This is a genomic window from Amedibacillus sp. YH-ame10 (assembly GCF_053848885.1).
In genome coordinates, this window is record NZ_JBSPFA010000030.1 from 12,375 (window position 1) to 36,447 (window position 24,073).

Sequence of the window (24,073 nt, forward strand, 5' to 3'; positions counted from 1 at the left end):
TAAATCTTGTGGATAAACAATTTATGCTAGAGGCAATCAAAGAAGCAAAAAAAGCATTGGCCATAGATGAAGTTCCTATTGGTTGTGTGATTGTAAAAGATGACAAGATAATCGCAAGAGGATATAATCTAAGAGAAAAGAAACAACAATCGATTGCTCACGCAGAAATTATAACTATACAAAAGGCTTGTAAGAAAGTTGAATCATGGAGATTAGAAGACTGTACATTATATGTTACTTTAGAGCCATGCCCAATGTGCAGTGGTGCTATTTTACAATCAAGAATTAAGAGGGTTGTATTTGGTGCTAAGGATCCAAAAGGTGGATGTATGGGAAGTTGTATGAATATGTATGATATTAAAGGATTCAATCATTATCCTGAAATAACGAGTAGTATTATGGAAGAAGAATGTGGGCTGATGCTTACTAATTTTTTTAAAGAAAAGCGTAAGAAAAACAGATAACAAATACTTCTTTAAGTGAAAGTATTTGTTTTTTTATTATGAAAGCATGATATAATTATCAATAGAGAAAGTAGGTGTCATATGGGATATAAAGCACTTTATCGTACATATCGACCTAATAGTTTTGAAGAAGTAGCAGGACAAAAACATGTTGTTCAAACTCTTCAAAATGCAGTTGAACAGAACAAAATTGCTCATGCATATTTATTTAGCGGGCCTAGAGGTACTGGTAAAACTTCAATTGCAAAGATATTTGCGAAGACTATAAATTGTGAAAATGAGGAAGTTAAACCTTGTTTGAAATGTGATAACTGTCTATCTGTACAAGAAGGATCACATCCAGACATTATAGAAATAGATGCGGCTAGTAACAATGGTGTTGAAGAAGTACGTACGCTGATAGAGAAAGTTAAATATGCTCCTTTAAAGGGTAAATATAAAGTTTATATTATTGATGAGGTTCATATGATGTCAACAGGTGCATTCAATGCTCTATTAAAAACTATCGAAGAACCTCCAGCACATGTAATCTTCATTTTAGCGACAACTGAACCACATAAGGTATTACCTACAATTATATCTAGATGTCAAAGATTCGATTTTACAAAAGTTTCTAGACCAGAAATAGTTGAGCGTATACATACTGTATTAAAGGCAGAGAATATACAATGTGATGAGGATGTTATTAAATTGATTGCACAGTTAGCTGATGGGGGATTAAGAGATGCTCTATCTATACTTGATCAATGTATTGCATATGCAAAAGACCATGTAGAGCTTCATCATATCAATGAAATTTATGGAATAACTACTGTGCAGGAAAAATTAGAACTATTCCATAGTATATTTAATAAAGAGCCAGTAGTATTACTTAATAAAGTTGATGATTTCATTGAAAAAGGCGTTGATATAAAGCGATTAACAGAGGATCTAATCGAACTATTGAAGGAATCTATCATATTTGAATATACTAAAGATGCTAGCTTGTTGCATGATTTAAGTAACGAAGAAGCTTCTATGATTATAAAGGGTTGTACTATAAAAACTCGCTTTAAAATGATAGATTTACTGATGGGAGCATATGATAAATATAGATTTGCAGCTAATGTGGGTTCGTATTTTGAAGTGTGTCTTCTAGAGATGTTAGATGTAAGTACTACAAATACAACTGAAAAAGTTGTAGCAGAGCCTGTTATTACCAAAAAGGAACCTGTCAAAGAGATTCCGCAACCTCAAAATGTTTCACGTGAAACATTTGAGGCTACTGATACTACAGAAGAAGTAGATATTCCAATGATTATCGAAGAAGTTAAGCCAGTACCTGTAGTTCAGGCGGTAAAACAAGAAAGTAAACCAGCTACAGAAGTAATCCCAAGTACATCAAAAATTATGAAATCATTAGATAATGATTTTGTGCTTGGACTATTAGTTGGTGCAACAAAACCTGAAAAAGCATACGATATGGACAAATTTAGCACGATATCGGAGTATCTAGTGGATTTAAAGTGGGCTAGATTTGCAAGCTTATTAAGAAATGCTTCGATCGTAGGTAGTGGAAACAACTACATTGTTATTGGTGTAGATAGTAAAGCAGAAGCAAACGAAATCAATGAAGTAGATAGTAACAATGAATTCCAAGAGTTTATCGTTGAATTACTTGGAAAGAACAAAAAAATATTTGGTATTTCAAAAGCACAACAAAATGTTGTTATTCAAGAATTCAAAGATAGAATGATCAATGGAACATTACCTGAACCATTGAAAATAGAAGATGTAGCAGTTGAAGATAAGACGGTTGTAGAACCAACGCAAGAAGAAACAATATTGAGTCTCTTTGGAGAAGAAAACATAACTATTACGGAGGAATAAAATTATGAATATGCAAGCATTATTAAAACAAGCGCAGAAAATGCAGAAAGATATGGCAGAAAAAGAACAAGAACTAAGCAGCAAGACTTATGAAACTAGCATGGGCGGAGGAGCTGTGAAGGTTGTTGTAAAAGGTGATTTTACTGTTGAATCTATACAGATCAATGAGGACTTACTTGAAAAAGATAGTAAAGAGGATTTAGAAGATATGTTAATCTCAGCATTCAATGAAGTTCTTGCAAAGGCAAACGAAGATAAAGAAAAAACAATGAATGCAATTACTGGTGGAATTAAGATGCCTGGAGGCTTCTAAATGTACCCAAAGAAGTTTGAATCATTAGTAGAAGCTTATCGCCGCTTACCTGGTGTAGGATTAAAAACTGCAGAACGTTATGCTTTTGAGTCAATTGAATGGAGCGGAGAAACTATTACAGAATTTATTGATGCTCTAGTCAATGTGAAAGATGGTATAAGAAAATGCGATATTTGCGGTAACCTAGCGGAAGATGAACTTTGTGATATATGCAAGGATTCATCTAGAAATACAGGTATGATTTGTGTAGTGCAGAGCGCTAAAGATGTTATTGCGATGGAAAAGATGCGCGAGTATTCAGGTGTGTATCATGTCCTAAATGGTGTTATATCAACATCAAAAGGGATCCTTCCTGAAGATATCAATATCGAAAGTTTATTAAATCGTATAGATGAACATACATCAGAAGTTATTATCGCAACTAATCCAACAGTTGAAGGAGAAACAACGGCTTTGTATTTATCAAAGCTTCTTGAAAAATATGAAGTAAACGTTACAAGAATAGCACATGGTTTACCAATGGGAGGGCATTTGGATTACGCTGATGAACTAACATTAATCAAAGCATTCGAAGGTAGAAAGAAAATGTAGAAGTATGAATTTCATACTTCTTTTTGTTTGATGGAGCATATCATGGTACAATATACATATAGAAAAGAGGGATATGAATGGCATCAATTGCATATGTAACAGATAAAAATATGATTGAGTTTCATCGCTTAAATGGAAACCATTCTATCAACTTTTGGAAACCAAGTAATGCAAAGAAAATAAGTTCACTTAATGCTGGAGATTTACTTTTCTTTCTAGCAAAAGGTAGTGAAATGGGAAGTAAAAAAGAAAAGGGATTGATAGGATATGGAAAGTTTAAAAAAAGTTATACCTTATCCTTTTCACAGATGTGGACAAAGTATGGCACACAAAATGGTTATCCCACAAAAGATGCATTACAAGAAGCGATAATGAAAGTCACAAAGAATCATAAAATACCAGACTATTTAAACTGTCTATTATTGGAAGAAGTTGTGTTCTTCCAATACCCTGTATACCTAAGTGAAATAGGAATGGAAATTTCTAATAAAATTGAAAGTTATATTTATATCGATAAAGAAGATATGTTAAATACTAGTAAGATTTTAAAAGTAGCAGAAAACTTTGGAGTAGATATGTGGTCAAATTTATTCCAAGAACAAAAAGAAGTTACGTTTATGAAGGATGCGCAAATTCAAACGATACAAAACATCTATGAAAAGATTCGTTCTAGTTACTATAGTAGCTATGATGAGTCAAGACTATATAAGTATATACAAATTTGTATGAATGATAATTCAAATACAAGAACAATCAGTGATGCTAAAAGTGAGTATATACAAATAGAAGATAGTATTATAAAAATCTATCTTCCATGCATTGTAAATTCAAATGATTTTCAAAAGAAACTTCAGTATGTACTAGGACATTATATGTTATATCATGGTTATTTAGAAAAGAGTATGTATGGGAATGAAATAATCGCAATCATGTTGTTTAATCAAGAGATTTCACATGAAACAAAAGAAGTATTAGACGCAATGCATATACTATATGAAATAAGGCTAGTCGATTTAGACTAGCCTTAAAATTATCAAACTATGGACAATAATCATCACAGGAACACTGATGTAGAATAAAGGCTTTCTTATTTTATGACGAAAAACAATCATTCCTAAAAGAGTACCTAAGGATCCAAGAAGCAAAGAACAAGACAATAACATTTTTTCTGATATTCTCATTTCTTTATGAATTGCTTTCCATTTATCTATTCCCATCATAGTAAAGGTTATGATATTCCATACGATTAGGAACATCATCATAATAGTTGATCAAGTGCACGCTTGATTTTAGAATCACAATTCTGTGTATAAGTAACTCCAATAAAATCAAGAATCGTTTGAAATTCTTTTAAACCATTATGATCTTTTTTATATTCGTATTCTATTTCATAATCAACGCTATTTCCATAATGATTCTTATCAAAACAGATTTCTGCATATTCCGTAATTATCATAGCACGATAGGTGGTAAGACTTGTTAGTGTATGAAAAGGACCACTTAATTCATATTTATTTAATAGGGATATGATTTCTTCTGAAGATAGAGCCTTTGTACTGTTTTCTGGCACCTTGCATTCGTACTCCAACAAATCGTTTCCCTTATGCATTTTCAAAGTAAAGATACAAGTGTCATCGATTTCTCGAATACGCATAGCACCCTTTTTTATTCGTATTTGCATATCTTTTGTATCATAATAGGTATTTACTTGTTTCTTAAATTTCAAGCTTGGATATCTAGAAGTAAGTTTTTCAAACTGGTTCTCATTTAAAAGAACTTTGTATTCTAATTCAATATTCTCATTCATCTTTCATCACCCTTTAAGATATGATACAATAGGTACATGATAAAAGGAAGTGATTTTGCGATGAATTATTCCATAGTGGCAAAAAAAGATGAGAAATCATATGAAATTGAGAATATCGTAAAAGAACGCTTGAACGAAGAGGGTTGGGTTTATGATAAAGAAAATCCAAAACTAGTGATTTGTGTAGGTGGAGATGGAACACTTCTTTATGCGGTGCATCAATATTTACGTTGCATCAATGAGATTCATTTTATTGGTGTGCATACAGGAACGCTAGGATTCTTTACCGATTATACAGAATCACAAATTGAAGACTTTATCCAAGACTTGCTTCACAAACAACATGTTACATTTGAATCAAAGTTGTTGAGAATCCAATTGGATAATGTAAAAGAGCCTTTTTATGCATTAAATGAAATGCGTATAGAAAATATTATAAAATCACAAAGAGTGGATGTATATATTGATGATGAGTTCTTTGAGACATGTCGAGGATCGGGTGTTTGTTTATCTACGCAAGCAGGCTCTACTGCATACAATAGAAGCTTGGATGGTGCCGTGATTGATAGTGGATTATCCTTATTGCAATTAGCAGAAATCACCCCAATACAGCACTCAAAACACCGCTCATTAGCAAATCCATATGTTATGATGGATAATCGTGTAATAAAAATGCGCAGTGATACATTTGATACCGCAGTATTATGTTATGATCATTTAAATTTCTCATTAGAGAACACACAAGAGATTGTTTGTGAAATGTCTACTCTAAAAGTAAAGTTTGCACGTTATAAAGAATATAGTTATCTAAAGAGATTGAAAAATTTATACTAAAAAAGGAACGAAAGTTCCTTTTTTATGTGAATTCATTTGCTTTATTTTTCGCACTAGCATTCATTATGATTCCAAATGCAACCATATAAGATAACATAGAAGAACCACCATAAGAAATCAAAGGAAGTGTAATTCCAGTAATAGGAATAAGTCCAACAATCATACCAATATTTTGTATTTGTTGATAAAGCAGCATACCCAATATTCCACAGATGAGATACTTCTCAAACATATTCTTACAATTGGCCGCAATCCTACATAAATAAATATCTAGCATTAAACATAGAAATAGAATAACAAGACATCCAATAAGACCCCAGCTTTGCCCAACAATCGCATATATAAAGTCAGTATGCGCTTCAGGAATTGCTACTAAACTCATTCCGGCACCATGTCCTGTAAGCCCAGCAGAACCCATCACCATAAGTGCAGTATATAATTGCATACCATCTCCACTAATATCGGTTTCTGGATTTAACCAGGTTGTAACACGTTTTAATTTATACCCATTTGTTCCACCAATCATATTGTTTAATACATCAAAATGAAAATAATACATATAGAAGAATAGAAGTAGTGCTACTGTAATCGTAACACCTAGTATGATCAACCACTCCCGCTTTATTCCAGAGCATATAATCATAGCCAATAAGGATAGTCCTATAATAATAACAACACCAGTATCAGGTTGAAGTAAAATTAGAATAATAGGAGGAAGTGCCCATTTCGCAACTTCTACGAATAAAGAGAAATCCATTTCATAAGATTCAGTGGTTTTGTTTTTGTTATGTTTATCGATGATGCCTGCAGTAATGATAATTAAGACAATTTTCATAAACTCGCTTGGTTGAAATTGTCCAAGAGGTGAAGGGAATTCAAACCATGAGGTTGCCCCGTTTCTCGTTGCGATAATTTTTAAAAATATAGTTTCACCTCTAAGTCGATAATAAATCTGACCCATCAACAACGCTATTAAACAAACCATTAAAATCCAATATGCAATTTTTGCGAAATCCATAATACTATCATTTCCAAGATACACCATAAAGGCAATGGCAATAAATCCGATAACATACCACATAACTTGACGTATCAAGTATCCTGGACCATCTGCACCAGTCAACCCAAAAGTTGAATAAATTGATAATAAACTAGCGGCTGCCATAAGTAGTAATAATATCAGTAAAAGGAAATCAATTTTTGCAGGATTTTTCGCTTTCGATAATCCCATTTTCATTAGCATCACTCCATTTATTTTATCGCAATTTTGCGATTGTATACAAAGTCGTATTTATTATAACACGTAATAGGATTCTTATGTTACCATAAATCGAATTGTCAGGAAATCTTCAGGTTTAACAGTGAAAATCCTACAATAAGATAGAAAATTTTGTTATAATATATACTTAGAAGCAGGAGTTGATATTATGGCAAAAAATGCTACTTATACACCGATGATGAACCATTACTTAGAAGTGAAAGCAAGAAATGAAGATGCTATCATTTTTTATCGTCTTGGTGATTTTTATGAAATGTTTTTTGAGGATGCCAAAACAGCATCAATCGAATTAGATTTAGTTTTAACGGGAAGAAGTGCAGGTGTAGAGGAGAAAGTTCCAATGTGTGGAATTCCTCATCATGCAGCAAATGGATATATTCAAAGACTGATCCAAAAGGGATATAAAGTTGCGATTGTTGAACAATTGGAAGACGCCTCTCTTGCGAAAGGTCTTGTGAAAAGAGATGTAATTAAAATAGTTACTCCTGGAACAATCATGGATGAAGTTGGAGATGAAAAGGCAACTGTGTATATCGCTAGTATGCATGATTACCAATTTGGTCTTGCTGTTGTTTTATGTGAAATGACAACAGGAGAAATGCGCGCACAATTAATTGATAAACAAGTTATGGCGATACAGAAAGTATTACTTGGGAATAACGTACGTGAAATTGTCTTACAAGAAAAGTTTGATAAAAAAATTGTGAAGATGATTGAAGAAATGCAGGTTATCACGATTTCATATGAAAATGAAAGTGCAATTAAAGAAGAGTATAATCATTTGATTCATGATGTAGAAGACGAAAGAATCCAACATGCGTTTGGTATTTTAACAAACTACTTAAATGAAACTCAAAAAAGAAGTATGGCACATTTGAATCATGTGGAAATGGTGTATGAGAACGAGTTCTTACAAATGGATTTTTCTACGAAACAAAACCTTGAGTTAACACAGAGTATTCGTAATCATTCACGTTCTTTGACATTATGGAACTTCCTAGATAAATGTCGTAGTTCAATGGGTTCTCGTTTGTTACGTAAATGGATTGAGTATCCTTTGGTAAATCCTAAAGCTATCAATCAACGATTAGATGCAATTGAGTACTTGAATGATAATTTTATTACGAAAGATGAACTACGGGAGCATCTATCTTTCGTATATGATATGGAACGTTTATCTGCACGTGTTGCATATGGTAGTGCAAATCCAAGAGATATCCTTCGTTTGATCAAAACATTAGAACATGCTCCTATCATTTTTGAACTATTCAAAGATTGTAGTGCCTATGCGCAGTTTCATAATGTAGATCCTTGCCAAGAATTGTATGATATGATCAATGGTGCTATCGTAGAGGAACCTCCATTAACATTAAAAGATGGTGGAATTTTTGTAGAAGGCTATAATGAAGAACTGGATCAAGTTCGTTCTATTGGAAAGAATGGCAAGAACTGGATTCTTGAATTAGAAAATAAAGAAAGAGAAAGAACAGGGGTTAAATCCTTAAAGATTGGATACAATCGTGTATTTGGATATTATATTGAAGTAACGAATGCGAATCTTGAACAGATAAAAGAAGAATTTGGATATGTTCGTAAACAAACATTATCAAATGCAGAACGATTTATCACGCAAGAATTAAAAGAAAAAGAAGATGCAATTTTACATGCACAAGAAAGAAGTATACGTTTAGAGGTAGAGTTGTTCAACAATCTATTGAACCATATCAAAGTATACTTACCAAAACTTCATGATGTGGCAACTACCTTGGCAACAATCGATGCGTTATATGCCTTAGCTGATATTTCAAGTGAAAATGGATATACTAGACCTATGTTTGATGAACAACATGCAATTCATATGGAAGAGGCAAGACATCCAATATTGGATCGTGTTATGAAAACTACACGTTATGTATCAAACAATTTAACCATGAATAAAGAAAATGATGTCCTTATGATTACGGGACCTAACATGGGTGGTAAATCAACCTATATGCGTCAAACTGCACTTCTTGTGATTATGGCACAAATTGGTTGTTTCGTTCCTGCAAAGAGTGTTCATATGCCAATTTTTGATCAAATCTTTACACGTATTGGAGCAAGTGATGATATCATGTCTGGACAATCAACATTTATGGTGGAGATGATAGAAGCAAATAATGCATTACAAAATGCTACTGAAAATTCACTTATCTTATTCGATGAAATAGGTAGAGGGACATCTACATATGATGGAATGGCACTAGCACAAGCAATGTTAGAATATATTATCCGTAACATTAAAGCAAAAACTTTATTTTCTACTCATTATCATGAATTAACTGAGATGGAGGAAAAGAACCCAAGTATTCGTAATGTTCATGTAGAAGTACACGAAGAAGATGACAAGGTTACTTTCTTATATCGTGTAGTTGATGGAAAAGCAGATAAGTCTTATGGTATCAACGTTGCTAGACTTGCTCATCTTCCAAATTCTGTACTAGATCGTGCGAAGCAAATCTTAGATAATTTAGAATTACAACCGAATATGGTTGCGCAAATTGAACAACCAGTAGTAATTGAAAAAGAGAATCCATTGTATCAAGGTATCGTCCATAAAATACAAGAAGTAGATGTAAATAAGATGACACCAATTGAAGCAATGCAATTCTTATATGAAATAAAAGATAAGCTATAAATAAAGGAGGTGTTGATTCATGGGACGTATTCATCAATTAGATGAGCATTTATCAAATATGATCGCAGCAGGTGAAGTGGTCGAAAGACCAGCAGGTATTGTAAAAGAACTTGTAGAAAACTGTATAGATGCGAATGCACATCATGTAGAAATACAAATAGCACAAGGTGGAATCGATACGATTACAATTATTGATGATGGGGATGGCATGGATGCACAGGATGCAACCTTGGCTTTTGAACGACACGCAACTAGTAAAATCAAAGATGTAGATGATCTTTGGAAAATTAATACGATGGGGTTTCGTGGGGAGGCATTACCTTCAATAGCCTCTGTTTCTCATGTGTTAATGAGGACGAACAATGGTGTCGATAGTAGTGAAGTAGAAATATCATATGGTACACTCGTGAAGGCAAAACCAGCGGGTTCTCCTAAAGGGACCATGATTGAAATCAAGAACCTATTTCAAAAAACACCAGCTCGCTTTAAACATTTGAAGAGTCCTCAATATGAGTTTTCTTTGATATCAGATGTAGTACAAAAGTTCGCATTATCCCATCCGGAAATCAGTTTCAATCTATCACATGATGGAAGAGAAATATTTAAAACCAAAGGTAGTGGAAACTTACTAGAAGTGTTGATGCAAATATACGGAAGAGAAACTGCGAAAACCGCAATTAAATTAGATAATGAAGATAGCGATTATAGAATTGTCGGATATGCAATGCAGCCGCAATTTCAACGTGCTACAAAATATTATATGCTTTTATATATCAATGGAAGAATGGTACGTAACTTTCATTTACAGAAAGCCATTTTAGATGCGTATTCACCATATATGCCAAAGGATCGCTATCCAATTGTCATTATTGATATGCTTATGGATGCACAACTTGTAGATGTAAACGTACATCCATCAAAATGGGAAATTCGTTTATCAAAAGAAAAACAATTAGAAAAATTGGTATATGAAACTATTCGTCAAGCGTTGATGCAACAAATGGAAATACCAAATGTAGATATAAAAAAGGATACCATTAAAGAAAAAGTAGAAATGCCTTCTTTACAATTTACTTACGATAGAGAAGAAAAAGTTAAAGAACTTCACGATGAAGTAAACGAAACTTTTACACAACCAGAAAAACAAGCACCTCTAGATATGGAAGAGTTAAAAGTAAAGATCGAAGAAAAGAAACAAGAGTTAAAACAACAAACGATAGATTTACCAAGACAGGAATATACCATAGAGATTAAACAGAATCAAGTAGAAGATACACCTTCCAATTATGAAGTGACTACAAAAGAAGAAACGCAAAAAAGCGAGACTCTTTTCAAAGATGAGGTTGTATCAGAAGAACTTATAATACCAGCTCAAGAAGAAGCAATAGTCGTTAAAAAACCAATCAATCCAAGTCTACCTCAGCTTCGTGTAATAGGACAGTTTCACAACTGTTATATTTTAGCTGAAGGAGAAAAGGGACTCTATATTATTGATCAACATGCAGCACAAGAGCGATATCATTATGAAATTATACGAGAACAGATTTTGAAAGGCATTACAGATGCGCAACCATTATTATTACCAATTACAATTGAAAGTACAATCTCTGCAGTTTCACAGATTGATGATATAAACGCATTGTTAGAACAATTAGGAATACACCTAGAGGCATTTGGAAATACGACATTGGTATGTCGTGAACTACCTATTTGGATGAAAGATATCGCAGAAGAAGCATTTCTTACAGATATGATTGATATTTGGGAAAGAGACTCTGAAATCAGTATCGATAAACTACGTAAACATGCGATTGCGACTATGGCTTGTCATAGTTCCATACGATTCAATCGTTCCCTAACGCTTGAAGAAATGAAGCAGGTAATTGATGATTTAGGTAAATGTGAACAACCATTTCATTGTCCACATGGAAGACCTACTTTGATTTGTATGGAAGATAAAGCATTGATTAAAGAGTTTGAAAGAGGTTAATATGGAGAAAGTGTTAATCATAGTTGGACCTACAGGAGTAGGAAAAACAAGCCTAAGTATTTCTATGGCACAAACATTTCATGGTGAAATTATTAGCGGAGATTCTATGCAAGTATATAAAAATATGGACATTGGTACCGCAAAAATAAAGAAAGAGGAAATGATGGATGTTCCTCATTTTCTTGTGGATTGTTTTTCGTTCATAGATGATTATAACGTTATGATATTTCAAGAAATTGCACGAAAGCATGTAAAAGAAATACATGACAAGGGTTGTGTTCCAATCATATGCGGAGGAACAGGGTTATATATCAAATCAGCTATCTATGATTATCGTTTTCTTGAACAGAAAAAAGATGAAGAATTTATGAGTTTTTTAAATGAAAGAAGTAACGATGAACTATGGGGTATGTTAAAGGTAGTGGATCCTAAAGTATGTGAAAGCATTCATCAGAATAATCGACAACGAATCGTTCGCGCTTTATATATGGCACATACAGGTGAAAAAAAGAGCGACATTATAGAATCTCAAGAACACACAATGATTTATGATGCATATATCATAGGATTGACAATGGATCGTGAACGTCTGTATGAACGAATTAATCAAAGGGTAGATCAAATGATAAAAGAGGGTTTATTGGAGGAAATAAAATCGCTTGTATCCTCTCATGAAAATGTATGGGACTTACAAAGTTTTCAAGGAATTGGATATAAAGAATGGAAAGAATACTTTGAGGGTTCTGCGTCTATCGAAGAAAGTGTAGAAAAAATCAAAAAGAACTCACGCAATTTTGCAAAACGTCAATACACTTGGTTTCGAAATCAAATGCAAGTACATTGGTATGATATTGAAACGAGTGGGTATCCTGAATGTGTAGTTACAGATGTGAAAGAGTGGTTAGATAACTGATATGGAAACACCATTACAAAGAATGGAATTATTGATTGGAAAAGAAGGAATTGATACACTTCAAAATGCGTGTGTTATGGTGGTAGGGGTTGGCGGTGTTGGCTCTTATAGTGCAGAATCACTAGCTCGTTGTGGAATAGGAAAATTGATTCTTGTAGACGGAGATCAAGTTGCGTTAAGTAATTTGAATCGTCAAATACATGCGACTTTTCAAACAGTAGGTCGTTCAAAAACTGAAGTGATGAAAGAACGCATTGAAACGTATCGTAAGGATTGTGAGATTGTACGATATGATATGTTTTATGATGAAAGTAAAAATGAACAGTTGTTTCAAGAACACGTGGATTTTGTAGTAGATGCGATTGATACAATGACATCTAAATTAGCTTTAATTCGTTATTGTTTAGAACATAAGATTAACTTTATTTCTAGTATGGGAATGGCAAATCGCATGGATCCTACAAAGATTGAAATTACAGAACTTATGAAAACTAGCTATGATCCAGTAGCAAAAGTGATGCGTAATCTTGTACGAAAGAATCGTATTAAAGGAAAGATACCAGTGGTATGTTCAAGCGAACATCCAAGTGTACAAACAAGTATTGTGAATGAAGATGGTGTTACTAGAAAACAGAAAATGCCACCAGCAAGTTCTCCGTTTGTACCAACAGCTGCTGGTATTGCGATTGCCTCTTATGCTGTTCAAAAAATAATAAATAGTGAAGATTATTGATTGATTTTTTATGTTGTAAGTTTTAGCTCATATTGTTATTTCTTTTGAAAGCAGAAATTATTATCTAAAAATAACGGAGGTAAACAATATTGGATTAGATAGTTTAGTTTTAGGCATGGAACTATGAGTACATGTTTTTCATGATATAGATAACGTAAAACAGGGTAATTGAACGCATACACAAACATGTAGGTTATTATTTATGCGATTGATTTTGTTGGTACAACAATTCAAATAAACTATCAAAAAAATATAACAAAGAATATTTGGATTCTTTTGAGAACTCTTTAAATCCAAGAGGTGATTCAATTGTATTATTGAGGCATATTGTATGTTCAATTTGCTTTGCTAAAGAAGAATTTTCACGATTGGTAACTAAATAGAGGTTATTGTTGTCAATTTCTTTTAAAAACTGCAGTAGTTCTCTAGATTCACCACTATTTGATATAAATATGATGAAATCATCCTTTGATATTGTATGCAATAAAAGACGCTGTGTATCTGAGTTGGACTCAAAAATATATTTTCCTTTTTGTTTTTTATTGCATTTTGTAGAAAAATCTAATGCTGAAATTTGACTTTGTCCAGAGGCGAATAAATAAATATTATTTGCTTTTTTTATATTCTCAATGAATTTTTGAATACTATCTATATGTTGATTATAATAGACGTCAACAAGATGTATAGATTCCATTATTGTCGAACTGCTATTTTCATCTACTCTATTCAAATCTCGAACAAATACTTTATAGGATTGTTCTCCGAAATAATGAATAAATTTTGTGATTGCGGCATTTGAACAGAAAGCTTTTTCCGCAAGACTTACTAAATTTAAATCAAAATCTTTTTCTTCGTAACCTAGAATAACATCAGCTATTAGTTTGCTAGCATTTGTTAATTCGTAATAGTTTGCTTGTATGCGTTTTCTTAAATTGTTCATTATGTAATTTTTCACCCTTTATATAATTTTTCACTTATAATTATAACATATTGCATAAAATTACACAAGTGTGATATAAATAGATTGTTGAAAGCAATTAGGAGGATAACAAGATGAAGATTATTGCGATTACATCATGTCCAACAGGAATAGCACATACATATATGTCAGCTACTCGATTGGAACAATCAGCAAAGAAACAAGGGTATGAAATTAAAGTAGAAAAACAAGGGGCGAAAGGAATCGAAGATCGTCTTACAAAAGAAGATATTCAATCAGCAGATTGTATTATTTTTGCAGTAGATACAAAAGTTAAAGAAGAAGATCGTTTTGCAGGAAAATCAATTTATCGTTGTCCTGTATCTGCTCCAATCAAAAACCCAGAAGAAGTGATCAAGAATGCAATAGCTTATACAAAGGGTAAAAATGATGGTATTGTGAAAAAACAAACGGGTTCAATAAAAAACCATATTTTAACAGGTGTATCTTATATGATTCCAATTGTAATAGCAGCTTCTGTAATTATGGGAATTGCTAGAATTGGAGCTATGGCATTTAATGTTACAGATATTTGGGATGCATCTCATGCAGGAAGTAATTTATTAGGCTTCTTCCATACACTAGATGGGTTAGGTGGAACTGCCTTGGGGTTGATGTTACCAGTATTCGCTGGATTTATTTCATATTCAATTGCAGATAAACCAGGACTTGCTGCAGGTTTTGCTGGCGGTATGTTAGCAAAGAACATTGAATCAGGTTTCTTTGGGGCATTGGCCGCTGGTATCTTAGCTGGATATATTACAAAATACCTAATCGATCATGTAAAATTCAAGGGTGCTGCTGAATCTTTAGGAACTGTATTTATTATTCCTGTAGGTTCTGTATTAATTACAATGCTGATCGTAAATTATGTTGTAGGAATACCATTCGCCTGGTTGAATCAAGCTTTGATTGATGGATTAAATAGCTTAAGTGGAGGATCAACTATCCTTATGGCAATGGTTGTGGGAGCGATGGTTGGAGCAGACTTAGGTGGACCAATTAACAAAGCGGCTGTAGTTACTGCTATGGGATTATTAGAATCTGGCGTATTTGCACCTAACACTGCGGCACAGGTTGCAATTATTGTACCAGCTTTAGGATATGGAATTATATCTTTAATCAAAGGTCAAAAATTCAGTGCATCATTTAAAAATGCAGGGAATGCATCCTTCATTATGGGACTTGTTGGTGTAAGTGAAGGAGCTATCCCGTTTACATTAGCAAATCCAAAGATCCTAGTATTTGTAAATATCATTGGTTGTGGAGTAGCATCTTCCATCGCAGTTGGATTAGGAGCTGTTAATAGTATTCCTATTTCAGGCATTTATGGATGGTTATTGGTTGATCAATGGCCTATCTATGTATTAGCAATTATTGTAGGTACATGTATTATAGCTGCTGGGGCATACTTAACTAGAACATCATTTGAAGTAGAAGATTCAACAAGTGTCCTATAATCGAACTATTCATATTGTAAGTCATACACATTGGGATCGTGAGTGGTACTTCAGCACAAGCGATTCTCTTGTGTTAATGGATCAAACATTTTCTGATATACTAGAAGAACTAAATGAAAATAAACAAGCGAATTTCTGTTTAGATGGGCAAGTTTCCATAGTAGAAGAGTATATAAAACTATACCCAGAAAAGCTAGTAAATATCCAACAACTAGTAAAAGAAAAGCGTTTATTTATAGGCCCTTGGTATACACAAACAGATACCCAGTTAGTAAGCGGACAATCCATTATAGAGAACTTATATTATGGCATTTATCGTAGTAAACAACTAGTTAAGGATTATATGAAAGTAGGTTATTTGCCTGATACATTTGGATTCTGTAATCAAATGCCCATGATTATGAATCAATTTTCAATAGATAACTTTGTATTTTGGCGTGGTGCTGATTTTCAAAAACAAAATATTGCCCCCTATTTTAAATGGATTGGACAAGATCAAAGTGAAGTAACAGGAATCATTTTACACAATGGATATGGAATGGCAAAAGGCTTTAACTCAGAAAGTGCCTTTGTGGAGCATAAACTAAATCCATTGATTAAAGAATACAAAACATTGACAGATAGTGAACATATATTAATTCCGGTAGGAAATGACCAGTTTAATGTCATTGTTGATTTAGATAAAAAGATAAAAGAAGTTAGTGATGATTTGAAAATTAGTACGTATGAAGAGTTTGCGAAAGTTATAAAAACACAACCCTTAAAGCCTTATCAAGGTGAATTTAGAGAAGTGAAATATTCTCGTATACATAAGAGCTGTGGTGCTATTCGAATTGATATAAAAAAATCAAATTATCAAGCAGAACAGGAGCTTATTAAAATCACACAACCTCTACAAGTGATGGCTAAAATGGAAGGAATGCAAATGAGTGATAACTTAATTGCAGAAGCATTCAAGCTCTTATTTGAAGGACAAGCACATGATGGAATTGTAGGTTGTGTGAGTGATAGCGTTGCGAGTGACATTTTGAATCGTAATAAGCAAGCTATAGAAATAGCAAAATCAGCTCAGAACTATATGAAAAAGCATTTTGCAAAACGCTTAAACTTAAAAGAAGATGAAATTGTAATCTTTAATTTTGAACCAAAAGAATTTTATGGTTACAAAGAAGTTGAAATATTTAGTTTAGATGAATATATAAGTATTGATGGAGTAGAAGCTAGTACCATTCTAGAAACAAAGAAATATTTTGGATATCCTCATGCATTGGTAGAAACACCTATTGAGAATTATTATGTAAAAGAAGATGATTATTATCTTCATAAAGTTCTTGTGAAAGTGAAGCTTCCATCTTTTGGTTACAAGGTATTCAAATTCCATTCCATTCAAGAACCAAAAATACAAGTTCCTAATCAATTAAGCATATCAAATTCAATTTATAAAATATCGTTTGAAGATCACCATGTTTCTTTAACATATGAAGATGAAACAGTAAAAGATTTTATATCTCTTTGGGATATGGGAAATGATGGAGACACCTATGACTTTTCTCCTTTAGAAAATGATTATGAGGTATGTGTACAAATGCAGGAAGCAAGTGTAGTCATAAAAGATAGTATCCAAATTATGAATATTGATTGTACGATGAAATTGCCATCAAACATAGAGAAAAGAAAAGAAAACATATATGATAGCGAAATGGATTGCAAGATTGAAATTCGCCTACAAGAGGATGAACTTATCAAAGTCAAAGTTGTAGTAGATAATACAATTTTATCTCATCGAATAAGACTAGCGATAAGAGGTTTTGAACATATAAAGAAAGCATTAGCAGCTACTCCTTTTGGAACTATTCAAAGAAATGTGCTGAATGATGAAATTGAAAATTGGCAAGACTCATATGTGGAATATCCAGTAGATATAGAAACAAATAGTGGTTTTGTGACTGCTTGTCAAGAAGGAAAACAACTTGTGGTATTAAATAAAGGAGTAAAAGAATATCAAACGATTGATGATAGAATTTATATGACTTTATTTTCATCTTGTAATGAATTAGGAAAACCTGATTTATTGAATCGTCCAGGTAGAGCAAGTGGAGATACTACAAAAAAAGGACATATACGTATGTTTACACCTCTTGCACAAGTTCTAGGAGTACATGAATTTGAATTTGCTATTGTGTTCGCAGAAAATGTAGATGCTACATTATACAATTATCTTCATACATTTGAAGCACCAAGTGTGTTCTATCAAAATCAAAGCTTAAACTTATTCTATGAGCGAATTGACAATAAAATTCAATTTACAGGGAAACAAGAAGCAATTTTGCCACTTGAAAAATCTTATATGCAGGTAGACAATAATCTGCTAATATATAGTATATATAGTTCCCTGTTAGATGGATCCATGCAAATTAGATTCTTAACGTTTGAGGATTTTGACAAACAAAACATTCATGCAAGTATGGAATTTGAAATTGGAAATTTATTGGAACAAGGAAATGAAAAAAAGGTAAAAGCGTATCGTTTATATACATTAAGAGGAAAAAAACATGAAAATAAATAAAGTAATATTACATCAAGAGTTTCAAACACAAGAAGAAGTTTTTCGTTTTTTAGCAAATCTTATGAAAGAAGAGGGAATTGCAAGTGATGCTACTTCTTATAAGAAAGCATTAGAAGATAGAGAAGCACAAGGGACTACAGGATTAGTAGATGGATTTGCAATTCCACATGGAAAATGTAGTGAAGTTAAAGAAGCTGCTGTTGTTTATGTTAGAAATACAATAGGAATTGAATGGAATAGCTTGGATGGAAGTAGAATCACAGACATCTTTGCCTTAGCGATTCCAGAAGATGAAGGAGAACATTTGGAATCCTTAATTGCAATTTCTACACAACTTATGGATCCTGATCAATGTAATAAATTGAGAAGCCTTACTAATGAAGATGAAATTAAAGTCATATTTGAATAAACAAGTAGCTTACTACGTTTTTGGAATTAGCATATTATCTCTTGGTATTCGTTTTATTGTTGATTCTAATTTAGGTGCTGCCCCGTGGGACTTATTATCTTATGGGTTATACAGTAAAACAGGAATCAGTATTGGACTTTGGCAAATCATAAATAATATACTTATGATTATAGCAACGAAACTTATATTTAAGAAAAAATGGAATTTTATTTGCTTGATTCCAGGGATTTTACAAGGATTGTTCATTGATGCATTTACTCAATTTGTTCATATCGGTAGCTATAATCCTTACGTTGTACTACTTGTAGGCTGTATATTGAGTGCAATTGGATTAACAATTTATATGAATCAGGGTTTAAGTGCAAATGCTATTGACAACTTTACATATATGTTACATAGTGAAAAAGGTATTAAAATGGGTATCAGTAAGATTATTTGTGATTCTATCCCATTCGCAATAGTTCTGATTTTATCTATTAATCTACAAATTGCAACTCTACTTGTATACATGCTCGTACCATTATTTATGCAAATGATACAATTAGCTTTACCAAAAAAACTAGAATACAACTCTTTAAATACAAATGAATTTTGATGAAGAAACAGAAAGTATGTTTACAGTAAATGTGAATGTGCTTTTTTTAAGAGTTACTAGAAAGCAGAAAATGCCACCAGCAAGTTCTCCGTTTGTACCAACAGCTGCTGGTATTGCGATTGCCTCTTATGCTGTTAAGACACTTTTAAAACGGATATGAGATAAAATACCCTTGAATTATAAAAAAAATCAATTAAATTTCCAATTGTCTATTCAAATTTTACGCAGAATAGACAATTTTTCTATAACATGTTAAAATTTACCTACTGGGAAGGGTCGTAAAGAATAACCAGTTTTGAAAAGGAGAAGAATTATGTATTGTAAAAATTGTGGTAAAGAGATTGATGATCAGGCAGTAATCTGCCCTAATTGTGGAGTTTCTCAGGAGACGAAAGCAGCAACACCAGATGTAATTGATAATGGTGGATTTGGATGGGGTCTTCTTGGATGCTGTATTCCCTTAGTAGGTTTAATTTTATTCCTAGTTTGGAAAGATACAAAACCAAAAACATCAAAAGCAGCAGGAATAGGAGCACTTGTATCTGTTATTCTTATCGTAATATTCTACGCATTCTTATTTATGGTAGGAATTAGCGAAGGAAGTTCAGGTTACTATTATTAATCGATGAAAAAATTTCTTTATAAATGGCTTCCAATTATTTTTGGATGTCATGGAAGAGATGAACGATCATTTCATTATCACGGAAAGAAATTTCCTATTTGTGCAAGATGTACAGGTGAATTGATTGGTATTTTAGTAGCTATTGTATCCTATTGGTTCTTTGTACCATCTATACTTATATTAATATGTCTCATGGTTCCGATGTTGTTGGATGGGTTTATTCAATTATTGACGAAGTATGAAAGTAACAATTGGCGTAGATTTGTTACAGGGTTCTTGTTTGGATATGCACTATGCTGTTTGTTTTTCAAAAGTGTAGCCTATGTTTATGGCTTAGGTTATGCATATGGAGTAGAGCAAGCAAAGAAAGCATAGTTTAGAAAAGGGAGATTTTTATGTACTGTAGAAATTGTGGTAAAGAGATAGATGATAAAGCAGTAATCTGCCCTAATTGTGGAGTGGCAATTTCACAAAATGAATTGACTAAAACACAAAGCCAAGATGATGGCAATTTCGGATGGGGCGTTTTAGGATGCTGTATTCCAATTGTTGGTTTGGTACTTTTCCTTGTATGGAAAGATACAAAGCCTAAATCATCAAAAAATGCAGGTATAGGAGCAATCGTAGGAGTGTTAAGTATTGTAGCACTCTATGTGTTCTTCTTTCTATTTGCATTTGGTATGGCAAGATCAAGCATGTATTATTACTATTAAGAAAAGAAAGAATCGGAAGGAAACTCTCGATTCTTTTCTTATGGGAAAAAGTCCACAAAAAGGGAAAATGTACCAAACAAGGATATTGGGACAGAAGTGACCATCTATCTTGTTTTCATACATAGGGGTATCTATAATAAAATATGTAATTGAAACCCATTACATTCAGGGAGAGAAAGGAAGTATTATGAAACAGAAAATTCAGAAATTTGGAGGTGCAATGTTCACTCCAGTTCTACTGTTTGCATTTGCTGGTATCATGGTTGGTTTAGCAACAACTTGTATGAATCCGCAAATTGTAGGAGACTTAGCAAATCCAGAATCCATTTGGTTTAAATTTTGGTCCATGATTAGTGCAGGAGCAAACACTGTATTCAATCAACTACCATTATTATTTGCCATATCCTTACCAATTGCATTAGCTAAGAAACAAAATGCAAGAGCATGTATGGAAACCTTTGTAATCTATATCACATTCAACTATTTCTTAAGTGAGTTCTTAAATCAATTTGGTACAAATATTGGTGTAGACTTTACTGCAGATGTTGGTGGAACGAGTGGTCTAGCTATGATTGCAGGTATCAAAACATTAGATACTGGTATGATAGGCGCAATTATTATCGCTGGTTTAGCAATTTTCTTACACAATAGATACTATGAAAAAGACTTGCCAGATTATTTAGGTGTCTTCAAAGGATCTGCTTTCGTTGTTATGATTGGATTCTTTGTGATGATACCTGTTGCTATCTTAGTAGCAATGGTATGGCCACATTTTCAAACGTTATTACTAGGTGTACAGGGATTCTTTAAAGAATCTGGTTACTTTGGTTTGTTCTCTTATAATATATTACAAAAATTATTATTACCTTTCGGGGTTCACCACTTTATATATGCACCAGTACTATTTGATAATGTACTGGTAGAAGGTGGAACTATCGGATATTGGGCACAACACCTTCCAGAGTTTGTAAACTCAACAAAACCACTTGTTGAAGTGTATCCATTAGGTGGATTCTCAAATGGTGAACTTGCGAAAATCTTCGGTGTTATTGGAGTCGCGTTAGCCTTCTATAAAACAGCAAATCCAAAGAAACGTAAAATGGTTATCGCATTAATGATTCCTGCATGTCTTACTTCGATGATGACTGGAATTACAGAACCATTAGAATTTACATTCCTATTTGTTGCGCCTATGCTTTATATCGTTTACTCTGTGTTATCTGCCGTACTTGCAGTCGCAATGCTTGCGGTTGGGGTTGTTGGTAACTTCGGTCAAGGAATTCCAAACATTATATTCTTGAACCTTGTCCCATTATTTAAAAACAATGTCATGATGTACGTTATGATGTTTGTGGTAGGTATCGCATTTATATTTATTTATTACTATGTGTTCAAGTTCATGATCCTAAAGTTTGATTATAAAACACCAGGACGTGAAATTGATGAAGATGTAAAACTACTTACCAAAGACGAATATCAAATGTTAAAAGATGGGGAAGTTAAATCAAAAGATAAATATGATGTTGATGGTTTGATTCTTTGCCTTGGTGGTGGAGACAACATTCTTGAAATTAGTAACTGTGCAACGAGATTAAGATTGCTTGTAAAAGATGAAAAAGAAATACAAAGTTTAGATGAATTTAAGAAATATGGAGCAATTGGTTTAGTGAAAAATGGAGATTCTGTCCAAGTAATCATTGGACTAGATGTTCCAAAGGTTAGAGAAAGCATGGAACTTACATTAGGTAGAATATAAAATCTATCTTAGAAAGGAACTTAATATGAAGAAATTTTCAGTTTTAATTGCTGGAGGAGGAAGTACATATACTCCAGGTATCGTCTTAATGTTATTGTCACACTTAGAGCGTTTTCCACTTCGTTCTATTAAGTTTTATGATAACGATGCACAGCGTCAAAAAATAGTTGCGGATGCATGTGAAGTGCTTATTAGAGAACGTAACCCAGAAATTGAATTCATGGCTACAACAGATCCAAAAACAGCATTTGAAGATGTTGACTTTGTAATGGCACATATTCGTGCAGGTAAATATGCAATGCGTGAATTAGATGAAAAAATTCCAATGAAATATAATGTAGTTGGACAAGAAACATGTGGACCTGGTGGGATTGCTTATGGTATGCGTTCTATTGGTGCTATGTTAGAACTTGTAGATTATATGGAACAATACTCTCCAAATGCTTGGATGTTAAACTACTCAAATCCAGCAGCAATCGTTGCAGAAGCTACACGTAAACTACGTCCAAACGCAAAAATCTTAAATATCTGTGATATGCCAATTGGTATTGAACGTCATATGGCAGAAATATTAGGAATCAAAGATCGTAAAAAACTAGATATTACATATTATGGTTTAAATCATTTCGGTTGGTGGACAAGTGTTAAAGATTTAGATGGAAATGATTTAATGCCTGAATTAAAGAAACATATCTCTAAAAACGGATATAATGTAGATACACAAATGTATCAGCACTCAGATCCAAGTTGGAACGATACGTTCCTTAAGGCAAGAGATGTGTATGCCCTTGATCCTGAAACATTACCAAATACGTATTTGAAATACTATTTATATCCAGATTATGTAGTAGAACATACAGATCCTACCTATACACGAGCAAATCAAGTAATGGATGGAAGAGAAAAATTTGTATTTGGAGAGTGTAAAAAAATAGCAGAAAACCAAAGCAGTGAAGGCGCAGATTTACACATTGATGAACATGCATCTTATATCGTAGATTTAGCATGTGCATTGGCATATAATACAAAAGAAAAAATGTTATTGATTGTAGAAAATAATGGTGCAGTTGAGAATTTTGATCCGAGCGCAATGGTAGAAATTCCTTGTATCGTAGGTAAAAATGGACCTGAAAGAATTTGTGTTGGAAGTATCCCTCAATTCCAAAAAGGTCTTATGGAACAACAAGTATCTGTTGAAAAATTAGTTGTAGATGCATGGGCAGAACAAAGTTATTTGAAACTTTGGCAAGCACTTACGTTAAGTAAAACAGTACCTAGTGCAGGTGTTGCGAAAGCCATTTTAGATGATTTAATCGAAGCAAATAAAGACTTTTGGCCAGTTCTTAAATAAGAAAAAATTGTATGTCAAAACATACAGTTTTTTTTTATCTATTAGGAACTTGCATAATTTAAGTGGAAATGAGAGAAAACGAAAAAAACATGACGAAAAGGCTCTAAGAAGAGCCAAAGAAGGACACGACAAGTTTTTACTTTTGATTCTCT

General features: G+C 33.0%; 24 protein-coding genes. 20 read left to right on the forward strand and 4 right to left on the reverse strand.

The window, feature by feature from the left end:
- Nucleotides 1–8: 8 nt before the first annotated feature.
- The 5 genes from tadA (at nt 9) to ACWG42_RS12075 (ending at nt 4,259) form a co-directional block, all read left to right on the forward strand.
- Nucleotides 9–464 (forward strand): tRNA adenosine(34) deaminase TadA, encoded by a 456-nt coding sequence (gene tadA, locus ACWG42_RS12055; RefSeq protein ID WP_455792658.1) that lies wholly within the window; start codon nt 9–11, stop codon nt 462–464.
- An 81-nt stretch (nt 465–545) separates the two neighbouring features.
- Entirely contained in the window at nt 546–2,333 is a 1,788-nt protein-coding gene (gene dnaX / locus ACWG42_RS12060; protein ID WP_455792659.1) for a DNA polymerase III subunit gamma/tau, read from the forward strand.
- Nucleotides 2,334–2,337: 4 nt separating this feature from the next.
- The gene (locus ACWG42_RS12065; protein ID WP_455792660.1) at nt 2,338–2,646 is read left to right on the forward strand and encodes a YbaB/EbfC family nucleoid-associated protein; all 309 of its coding nucleotides are present in this window, start codon (nt 2,338–2,340) and stop codon (nt 2,644–2,646) included.
- A complete protein-coding gene (gene recR, locus ACWG42_RS12070) occupies nt 2,647–3,237 on the forward strand; it encodes a recombination mediator RecR (RefSeq protein WP_455792661.1) in 591 nt (196 codons plus the stop codon).
- A gap of 77 nt (nt 3,238–3,314) precedes the next feature.
- Complete coding sequence (locus tag ACWG42_RS12075; RefSeq protein ID WP_455792663.1) at nt 3,315–4,259, forward strand: hypothetical protein; 945 nt, start codon at nt 3,315–3,317, stop codon at nt 4,257–4,259.
- On the opposite strand, the gene ACWG42_RS12080 is transcribed toward ACWG42_RS12075, so the two are convergent.
- Together ACWG42_RS12080 and ACWG42_RS12085 are read right to left on the reverse strand one after the other, a co-directional pair.
- Nucleotides 4,251–4,499: a DUF1294 domain-containing protein gene (locus ACWG42_RS12080; protein WP_455792664.1), complete on the reverse strand. Its 249-nt coding sequence runs from the start codon at nt 4,497–4,499 to the stop codon at nt 4,251–4,253. The two genes, ACWG42_RS12075 and ACWG42_RS12080, sit on opposite strands and share 9 nt — an antisense overlap.
- Nucleotides 4,496–5,044 (reverse strand): CYTH domain-containing protein, encoded by a 549-nt coding sequence (locus ACWG42_RS12085; RefSeq protein ID WP_455792665.1) that lies wholly within the window; start codon nt 5,042–5,044, stop codon nt 4,496–4,498. The genes ACWG42_RS12080 and ACWG42_RS12085 overlap by 4 nt, the downstream gene beginning before the upstream one ends.
- Before the next feature lie 36 nt (nt 5,045–5,080).
- Between ACWG42_RS12085 and ACWG42_RS12090 the strand changes: the two genes are divergently transcribed.
- Nucleotides 5,081–5,878 (forward strand): NAD kinase, encoded by a 798-nt coding sequence (locus ACWG42_RS12090; RefSeq protein WP_455792666.1) that lies wholly within the window; start codon nt 5,081–5,083, stop codon nt 5,876–5,878.
- Nucleotides 5,879–5,900: 22 nt separating this feature from the next.
- Here the strand turns inward: ACWG42_RS12090 and ACWG42_RS12095 are convergent, their stop codons facing one another.
- Nucleotides 5,901–7,115: an FtsW/RodA/SpoVE family cell cycle protein gene (locus ACWG42_RS12095; RefSeq protein WP_455792667.1), complete on the reverse strand. Its 1,215-nt coding sequence runs from the start codon at nt 7,113–7,115 to the stop codon at nt 5,901–5,903.
- Nucleotides 7,116–7,305: 190 nt separating this feature from the next.
- Here ACWG42_RS12095 and mutS point away from each other — a divergent pair, with 190 nt between their 5' ends.
- From mutS to ACWG42_RS12115, 4 genes are read left to right on the forward strand one after another with little or no spacing between them, the layout of a single operon-like run.
- A complete protein-coding gene (gene mutS, locus ACWG42_RS12100) occupies nt 7,306–9,834 on the forward strand; it encodes a DNA mismatch repair protein MutS (RefSeq protein WP_455792668.1) in 2,529 nt (842 codons plus the stop codon).
- Nucleotides 9,835–9,853: 19 nt separating this feature from the next.
- A complete protein-coding gene (mutL, locus tag ACWG42_RS12105) occupies nt 9,854–11,824 on the forward strand; it encodes a DNA mismatch repair endonuclease MutL (protein WP_455792669.1) in 1,971 nt (656 codons plus the stop codon).
- 1 nt (nt 11,825) lies between these two features.
- A complete protein-coding gene (gene miaA / locus ACWG42_RS12110) occupies nt 11,826–12,737 on the forward strand; it encodes a tRNA (adenosine(37)-N6)-dimethylallyltransferase MiaA (protein WP_455792671.1) in 912 nt (303 codons plus the stop codon).
- A 1-nt stretch (nt 12,738) separates the two neighbouring features.
- Nucleotides 12,739–13,470, forward strand: a complete 732-nt coding sequence (locus ACWG42_RS12115) for a tRNA threonylcarbamoyladenosine dehydratase (protein WP_455792673.1) — start codon at nt 12,739–12,741, stop codon at nt 13,468–13,470.
- A 196-nt stretch (nt 13,471–13,666) separates the two neighbouring features.
- Here the strand turns inward: ACWG42_RS12115 and ACWG42_RS12120 are convergent, their stop codons facing one another.
- Nucleotides 13,667–14,410: a MurR/RpiR family transcriptional regulator gene (locus tag ACWG42_RS12120; RefSeq protein ID WP_455792675.1), complete on the reverse strand. Its 744-nt coding sequence runs from the start codon at nt 14,408–14,410 to the stop codon at nt 13,667–13,669.
- Nucleotides 14,411–14,523: 113 nt separating this feature from the next.
- Here ACWG42_RS12120 and ACWG42_RS12125 point away from each other — a divergent pair, with 113 nt between their 5' ends.
- The 10 genes from ACWG42_RS12125 (at nt 14,524) to ACWG42_RS12170 (ending at nt 23,921) form a co-directional block, all read left to right on the forward strand.
- Nucleotides 14,524–15,909 carry a PTS fructose transporter subunit IIC gene (locus ACWG42_RS12125; RefSeq protein ID WP_455792677.1) on the forward strand — a complete coding sequence of 462 codons (1,386 nt, stop codon included), beginning with the start codon at nt 14,524–14,526 and terminating at the stop codon, nt 15,907–15,909.
- Complete coding sequence (locus tag ACWG42_RS12130; RefSeq protein WP_455792679.1) at nt 15,899–18,475, forward strand: glycoside hydrolase family 38 N-terminal domain-containing protein; 2,577 nt, start codon at nt 15,899–15,901, stop codon at nt 18,473–18,475. Before ACWG42_RS12125 ends, ACWG42_RS12130 begins: the two co-directional genes overlap by 11 nt.
- On the forward strand, nt 18,462–18,884 hold the full coding sequence (locus tag ACWG42_RS12135) for a PTS sugar transporter subunit IIA (RefSeq protein WP_455792681.1): 423 nt from the start codon (nt 18,462–18,464) through the stop codon (nt 18,882–18,884). The genes ACWG42_RS12130 and ACWG42_RS12135 overlap by 14 nt, the downstream gene beginning before the upstream one ends.
- Nucleotides 18,859–19,479 (forward strand): YczE/YyaS/YitT family protein, encoded by a 621-nt coding sequence (locus ACWG42_RS12140; RefSeq protein ID WP_455792683.1) that lies wholly within the window; start codon nt 18,859–18,861, stop codon nt 19,477–19,479. The genes ACWG42_RS12135 and ACWG42_RS12140 overlap by 26 nt, the downstream gene beginning before the upstream one ends.
- Nucleotides 19,469–19,639, forward strand: a complete 171-nt coding sequence (locus ACWG42_RS12145; protein ID WP_455792685.1) for a hypothetical protein — start codon at nt 19,469–19,471, stop codon at nt 19,637–19,639. Before ACWG42_RS12140 ends, ACWG42_RS12145 begins: the two co-directional genes overlap by 11 nt.
- Before the next feature lie 153 nt (nt 19,640–19,792).
- Nucleotides 19,793–20,101 carry a zinc-ribbon domain-containing protein gene (locus tag ACWG42_RS12150; RefSeq protein ID WP_455792687.1) on the forward strand — a complete coding sequence of 103 codons (309 nt, stop codon included), beginning with the start codon at nt 19,793–19,795 and terminating at the stop codon, nt 20,099–20,101.
- 3 nt (nt 20,102–20,104) lie between these two features.
- Nucleotides 20,105–20,476: a DUF2085 domain-containing protein gene (locus tag ACWG42_RS12155; RefSeq protein ID WP_455792688.1), complete on the forward strand. Its 372-nt coding sequence runs from the start codon at nt 20,105–20,107 to the stop codon at nt 20,474–20,476.
- A gap of 20 nt (nt 20,477–20,496) precedes the next feature.
- Nucleotides 20,497–20,814 carry a zinc-ribbon domain-containing protein gene (locus tag ACWG42_RS12160; RefSeq protein ID WP_455792690.1) on the forward strand — a complete coding sequence of 106 codons (318 nt, stop codon included), beginning with the start codon at nt 20,497–20,499 and terminating at the stop codon, nt 20,812–20,814.
- A 187-nt stretch (nt 20,815–21,001) separates the two neighbouring features.
- On the forward strand, nt 21,002–22,570 hold the full coding sequence (locus ACWG42_RS12165; protein WP_455792692.1) for an alpha-glucoside-specific PTS transporter subunit IIBC: 1,569 nt from the start codon (nt 21,002–21,004) through the stop codon (nt 22,568–22,570).
- 25 nt (nt 22,571–22,595) lie between these two features.
- Nucleotides 22,596–23,921 carry a 6-phospho-alpha-glucosidase gene (locus ACWG42_RS12170; protein ID WP_455792694.1) on the forward strand — a complete coding sequence of 442 codons (1,326 nt, stop codon included), beginning with the start codon at nt 22,596–22,598 and terminating at the stop codon, nt 23,919–23,921.
- The last annotated feature ends 152 nt before the right edge of the window (nt 23,922–24,073 follow it).